At 69.2% G+C, this 5,714-nt stretch carries 6 protein-coding genes; all 6 read left to right on the top strand.

Annotation, left to right across the window (positions count from 1 at the left end; translation table 11 throughout):
• Nucleotides 1-199: 199 nt before the first annotated feature.
• Nucleotides 200-1,210 carry a branched-chain amino acid ABC transporter permease gene (locus ACYVLT_RS38330; protein WP_461125063.1) on the top strand — a complete coding sequence of 337 codons (1,011 nt, stop codon included), beginning with the start codon at nucleotides 200-202 and terminating at the stop codon, nucleotides 1,208-1,210.
• A complete protein-coding gene (locus ACYVLT_RS38325) occupies nucleotides 1,207-2,211 on the top strand; it encodes a branched-chain amino acid ABC transporter permease (RefSeq protein WP_461125062.1) in 1,005 nt (334 codons plus the stop codon). The genes ACYVLT_RS38330 and ACYVLT_RS38325 overlap by 4 nt, the downstream gene beginning before the upstream one ends.
• Nucleotides 2,212-2,216: 5 nt before the next feature.
• Nucleotides 2,217-3,593 (top strand): ABC transporter substrate-binding protein, encoded by a 1,377-nt coding sequence (locus ACYVLT_RS38320; protein WP_461125061.1) that lies wholly within the window; start codon nucleotides 2,217-2,219, stop codon nucleotides 3,591-3,593.
• An 11-nt stretch (nucleotides 3,594-3,604) separates the two neighbouring features.
• Nucleotides 3,605-4,390 carry an ABC transporter ATP-binding protein gene (locus tag ACYVLT_RS38315; RefSeq protein WP_461125060.1) on the top strand — a complete coding sequence of 262 codons (786 nt, stop codon included), beginning with the start codon at nucleotides 3,605-3,607 and terminating at the stop codon, nucleotides 4,388-4,390.
• Complete coding sequence (locus ACYVLT_RS38310) at nucleotides 4,383-5,117, top strand: ABC transporter ATP-binding protein (protein WP_461125059.1); 735 nt, start codon at nucleotides 4,383-4,385, stop codon at nucleotides 5,115-5,117. Before ACYVLT_RS38315 ends, ACYVLT_RS38310 begins: the two co-directional genes overlap by 8 nt.
• A gap of 56 nt (nucleotides 5,118-5,173) precedes the next feature.
• Nucleotides 5,174-5,714: sugar phosphate isomerase/epimerase family protein (locus ACYVLT_RS38305; protein WP_461125058.1), on the top strand; the 541-nt coding region annotated here is incomplete at its 3' end.

The raw sequence follows: 5,714 nt of genomic DNA, 5'->3' as shown, positions 1-5,714 counted from the left end.
AGCCGTTCCCGAACGCCCGCCGCTCGGCCAACTGGACCTGCGTCGGGCTCTGCGCACACGAATCCGCGCTCAAAGGCGGCGAACTCATACGCCTGCCCGAATTCACCCTGGACGACCGACACGACCAGGACACCCGACGGGACCCGGCGCGATGAGTCGCCCGTCGATCGCCACTGCCACCTCCCGGTCTGCCAAGCGCGTGGCGCTCATCGCCGTGGCCGCCGTCGTGGTGGTCTTCCTGGTGTTCAAGGCCGTGGCAGACCTCCGTCAGTTCACGACGGTCACCCTCAGCGGGCTGACGCTCGCCGCTCTGTACTTCGTGGTGGCCAGCGGATTCACGCTGATCTTCGGGCTCATGCGGGTCGTCAACATGGCGCACGGGTCGCTGTACCTGCTTGGCGGCTACATCGCGCTGGAGGTCCAGAGCCGGTGGTTCAAGGAGGAGAAGGGGCTCGGGATCTCACTCAGCGGCAATGCGGGCGTCGAGTACGGGTTGCTCGGCTGGCTCGTCCCGCTCGCCGTCGCCACGCTCGTGATCGGGTTCCTCGGGGTCGCGCTCCAGCAGGTCTTCCTGCGCCGCAACCAGGGGCAGGACCTGCGCCAGGCGCTGATCACGATCGCGCTGAGCGTGATCATCGCCGACCAGATGCTGGCCGCGTTCGGCGGCATCTCGAAGGAGATCGCGGTGCCGTCCTGGTGGCCGGAGAGCATCACGCTGCCGGGTGAGGTGCGGTTCGGGTTCTTCCGCGGAGTCGTCGTGATCGGCGCGGCGCTCCTGATCGGCCTGGCGCTGTGGCTGATCATCAAGCGCACCCGCTTCGGCAAGATCGTGCGGGCCGGCGTCGACGACCGCGACATGGTGTCGGCGCTCGGCATCAACGTGAACCGCGTTTTCGTCGGCGCGTTCTTCCTCGGCGCGATGCTGGCCGGCTTCGGCGGCGTCCTCGGCGGAACGATGATCTCGCTCGCCCCGGGGCATGACGCGGCGTTCCTGCTCAACTCGCTGATCGTCGTGATCATCGGCGGGATGGGGTCGTTGGGCGGCGCGGCGATCGGCGCGCTGGCGCTCGGCCTCGTCGACTCGTACGCGGACGTCTACCTCGTCTTCGGCGGGACGGACCTGACCAACTACTCGGTCATCGTGACGTTCGCCCTGCTCGTCGGGGTGCTCGCGGTGCGGCCGCTGGGGATCTTCGGGAGGCCGGCGTGAACCCGACCGTCAGCACGACCCGGCTCGCGTGGCCGGTCCTGGGAGTGGTCGTCGTGCTCGCCGCGATCATGCCGCTGTTCGTCTCGGGCTTCTTCCTCAACGTGATCCTCACGAAGGCGCTGTGGCTCGGCATCGCCGCGGCGAGCCTGATCTTCCTCGCGGCCTACGGGGGCATGGTGTCGCTCGCGCAGGTTGGGATCTACGGCATCGCCGGGATGACCTACGCCAACCTCGTCCTGGCCGACGGCGGCGCCGCGGCGGCCTGGAACCCGTACCTCGCGCTCGTGGTCGCGCTCGTCGTGGCGACGGTGGTGGGTCTCGGGTTCGGCTGGATCGCGGCTCGCAGCGAGGGCATCTACTTCCTGATGATCACGCTGGCGTTCAGCGTGCTCGTCTTCTACTTCTTCTCGCAGGTCACCGGTCTCTCCGGGTTCGGCGGCATCAACAGCGTCGAGCTGCCCGGCATCGCCGGCAGCCCGGAGAGCGATCCCGTGCCCCGCTACTTCCTGACGCTCGCCGTCGCGGTCCTGGTGTTCCTCGGGCTGGCCGCGTTGTCGCGCACCGCCTTCGGGCTGGGCTTGCAAGGAGTCCGGGACGAGCCAGCCCGCATGCGCGCGCTCGGCTTCGACGTCCAGCTGCACCGGACCCTCGCGTTCGGTATCGCGGCCTTCATCGCCGGCGTCGCCGGCGTGCTGTCCGTCTTCTACAACGGCCGCATCGCGCCCGGCTCGATCAACCTGGCGCAGGCGATCGACATCCTGATCATCGCCGTCATCGGCGGTCTCCACCGACTCGAAGGGGCGTGGATCGGCGCGTTCACGTACGCGCTGATCGACAACTACTCGCGGGAATGGGTGCCGGAGGTCGGCAACGTTCTCGGGCCCGCTCGGTTCAACACGATCATCGGCGTGCTGTTCCTGATCATCGTACTGGCCTCGCCCGGAGGCATCGTCGGCATCTGGGATCGGGCCAAGGCCAAGCTCGTCCGCCAGGAGAGGTGAAGGAAATGCCACGACCTCGTCATGTCGTGCTCGGCCTTGCCGCGGCGCTCGTGTTAGCGGGCTGCGGAGGAGACGGTGGAGGGCCGCCCTCCGCCGCCGGAACCATCAAGATCGGTTTCCTGTCGGACTGCGAGGGTGCGTTCGGATCGTTCTTCGAGCCGACCGCATCGGGCGCGAACCTCGCGCTCGTCAAGTACGCCGGGGCGAAGCCCAACGGTGAGCGGCCGACCGACGGCGTCTCCGGTGCCAAGATCGCCGGCAAGGACGTGGAGATCGTCGGTTACGGCTGCGCCGACGACACGGCCGACAAGGCGATCGAGGAGACCCGCCGCCTGATGGAGCAGAACGGTGCCGACGTCATGGTCGGCCCGTTCTCCGGCGACGAGGGCATCGCGGTGGCGAACTACGCGAAGCAGCACCCGGACAAGACGTTCGTGAACGGCATCTCCGGCGCGCAGGACGCGACGCTCAAGATCCAGGCGCCGAACTTCTTCCGCTTCCACCCGGACGGCGCGCAGTGGTCCGCGGGTCTCGGTGACTACGCCTACAACACGCTCGGCTGGCGCACCGCCGCGATCGTCGGCGACGACTACTCGTTCCCGTACACCTCGCTGTCGGGCTTCGTCGCCGAGTTCTGCGCGCTCGGCGGCAAGGTCTCCAAGCGCGTCTGGGCGCCGCTGGGAGAGAAGGACTACTCCTCCCACATCTCCCAGCTCCCGCAGGACGTCGACGGCCTGTACGTGGGCGTCGGCGGCACCGGTCTGATCTCGTTCATCAAGCAGTACAAGGAACTGCGCGGCCGGCTCGACACCGAACGCATGCTGGGCAACATCTTCTGGGACGACCCGCTCGTGCTCAAGGAGATCGGCGAGTCGCTCATCGGCGGCACCACCGCGGCGATGACGGCGGCCGACTCCGACGCTCCCGAGGTCGCGGCGTACCTGAAGGCCCTCAAGGATGCCTACGGCGACGAGATCGCGGGCCTCGGCCCGTCGGTCTTCACCTACGGCTACTACACCGGCATGACGGCGCTGATCAAGGCGCTCAAGGAGGTCGACGGCGATGTCGCCGACCAGAGCAAGCTCCAGGCGGCGCTCGCCAAGACGACGCTGACCGGCGAGGAGGCCCCGTGGGGCGACGTCCGGCTGGACGGCAACCGCCAGGCCGTCTCGGACGTGTACCTGAAGAAGATCATCGCCGACGACACGGGCGACGGCGTGCCGGATGTCCAGACGTTCGCGCGGGTACCGGACGTCGAGCAGACGTTCAACGGCGTCTTCTCGAAGGACACGCCGTCGCCGGACCGCGACAACCCGAGCTGCGTGAGCGGCGCCGCCCCGCCGTGGGTGGGCAAGTCCGAGCCAGTGAACTTCTCCAGGTAGCGGGTTCGCGAATGACCGTCCCAGCAGCGGAGTCCGGGTGGGCGGAACCGATCCTCCGGCTTCGGGGGGTCGACCGCCGGTTCGGTGGCGTCCACGCCGTACGCGGTGTGGACCTGGAGGTGCGGCCCGGCGAGCGTCGGGCCGTCCTCGGCCCCAACGGCGCCGGCAAGACGACGGTGTTCAACCTGATCTCCGGGGAGTTCCCGCCGAGCAGCGGTCGTGTCGAGCTCTTCGGTCGCGACGTGACGGATCTGCCCGCCCGCAAGCGCGCCCGCATGGGCCTCTCCCGGACGTTCCAGACGTCACGGCTGTTCGCCGGGCTCTCCGTCGAGGACAACCTCTACCTGGCGGCGCTCGGTGTCGGTGCGGGCCGGTTGCGGATGACGCCCTCCGCGAAGGACGAGGAGCTGCGCGAGAAGGCGCGGCCCATGGCCACCACCGTGGGGCTGACCGACCGGCTGCACGATCTGGTCAGGAACCTCTCGCACGGCGAGCAGCGGCAGTTGGAGGTCGGCATGGCGCTCGTCGCCGATCCCAAGCTGCTGATGCTCGACGAGCCGGCCGCCGGCCTCTCGCGTGCCGAACGCGTGCGGCTCACCGAGATGCTGCTCGACCTGGACGAGTCGATCACGCTCGTCCTGATCGAGCACGACATGGACGTCGCCCTCCGCGTGGCGCGGTGGGTGACGATGATGCACGACGGGCGCGTGATCGTCGAAGGCACCCCGGAGGAGATCCGCGCCGACCAGACGGTGCACGACCTGTACCTGGGATCGGGGCTGATCACGCATGAGTGATCCACTGCTGGTGGTCGAGAACCTCGACGCGTACTACGGCTCGGCGCACGTCCTGCAGGGCGTGTCACTGGTGATGGGCGCGGAACCCGTCGCGGTCATCGGCCGCAACGGCATGGGCAAGACCACGCTGTGCAAGGCGCTCGTCGGGGTGCTCGGGGTCGACGGGCGCTCGACGGGGTCGGCCAGGCTCGCCGGCGTGGAGTTGCGGGGCAAACCGCCGCACAAGGTCGTGAAGGCCGGGATCGGCTACGTCCCCCAGGGCCGGCGGCTGTTCCAGTCGCTCACCACGGACGAGCACCTCCAGATCGTCGGGGCGCCGGCCAAGGCGGCCTGGACGCCGGCACGCGTCTACGAGCTGTTCCCGCGACTGGCCGAGCGCAAGAACGTCTCCGGCACGGCCCTCTCGGGCGGCGAGCAGGAGATGCTCTCGATCGGACGCGCGCTGCTCACCAACCCGAAGCTGCTCATCATGGACGAGCCGTCGGAGGGCTTGGCGCCCACGGTGGTGGAGACGCTCATCGCGACGATCAGGGATCTCGCCGCCAGTGGGATGGGGCTGCTCGTGGTGGAACAGAACCTCGGCGTCGCCACGACGCTCGCGGACCGCGTGATCGTGATGCAGTCGGGGACGATCGCGACCGAGACCACCTCGGCGGAGCTGTTGGCCGACCCGGGTGCGCAGAAACGCTATCTCGGTGTCGAGCCGCTTCCGGACGCCGTCCGATGACACTTGTAGGTCGCGCGCCGGGAAAGTGACCTCGCACCCTGTCCGGACGGAGGAACATGCACGCGATCGGTGTGAGCACGTGGGTGTGGACGTCGCCGCTGCGTGATGCGGCGCTTGCCGAGCTGGCCGCGCGGGTGGCCGGTTGGGGGTTCGACGTGCTCGAACTCCCGGTGGAGGAGGTCGACGACTGGGACCCGGCGCACGCCGCGCGGGTATTGGCGGGCCACGGGCTCTCCGCGACGTTGTGCGTGGTGATGGCGCCGGGCCGGGAGCTGGTTGCGGCGGAGCCCGCGACCATCGGCGCCACCCAGGACTACCTGCGGCGGGTCGTGGACATCGCGGTGGAGGTGGGTTCGCCGGTCATCGCGGGTCCGGCGTACGCGTCGGTCGGTCGGACGTGGCGCATGTCGGAGCGGGAGCGGAGTGATCGGATCGCCGAGTTGCGCGACAACCTGGCGCCGGTGGTCGAGCACGCCCGTGCGGCGGGCGTGCGGGTCGCGGTGGAACCCCTGAACCGGTACGAGACCAGTCTGCTCAACACGATCGGGCAGACGCTGGCGGCGTTGGACGGGCTGCCCGTCGACGGGTGCGGCGTCG

The organism is Saccharothrix stipae (assembly GCF_054781895.1).
Note: the sequence above shows the minus strand (reverse complement) of the source record. Positions and strands in the feature narration are given on the sequence as shown.

Coding starts and splice junctions, on each gene's coding strand:
- ACYVLT_RS38320 (WP_461125061.1), top strand. CDS start 2,217: ATGCCACGACCTCGTCATGTCGTGCTCGGCCTTGCCGCGGCGCTCGTG.
- ACYVLT_RS38315 (WP_461125060.1), top strand. CDS start 3,605: ATGACCGTCCCAGCAGCGGAGTCCGGGTGGGCGGAACCGATCCTCCGG.
- ACYVLT_RS38310 (WP_461125059.1), top strand. CDS start 4,383: ATGAGTGATCCACTGCTGGTGGTCGAGAACCTCGACGCGTACTACGGC.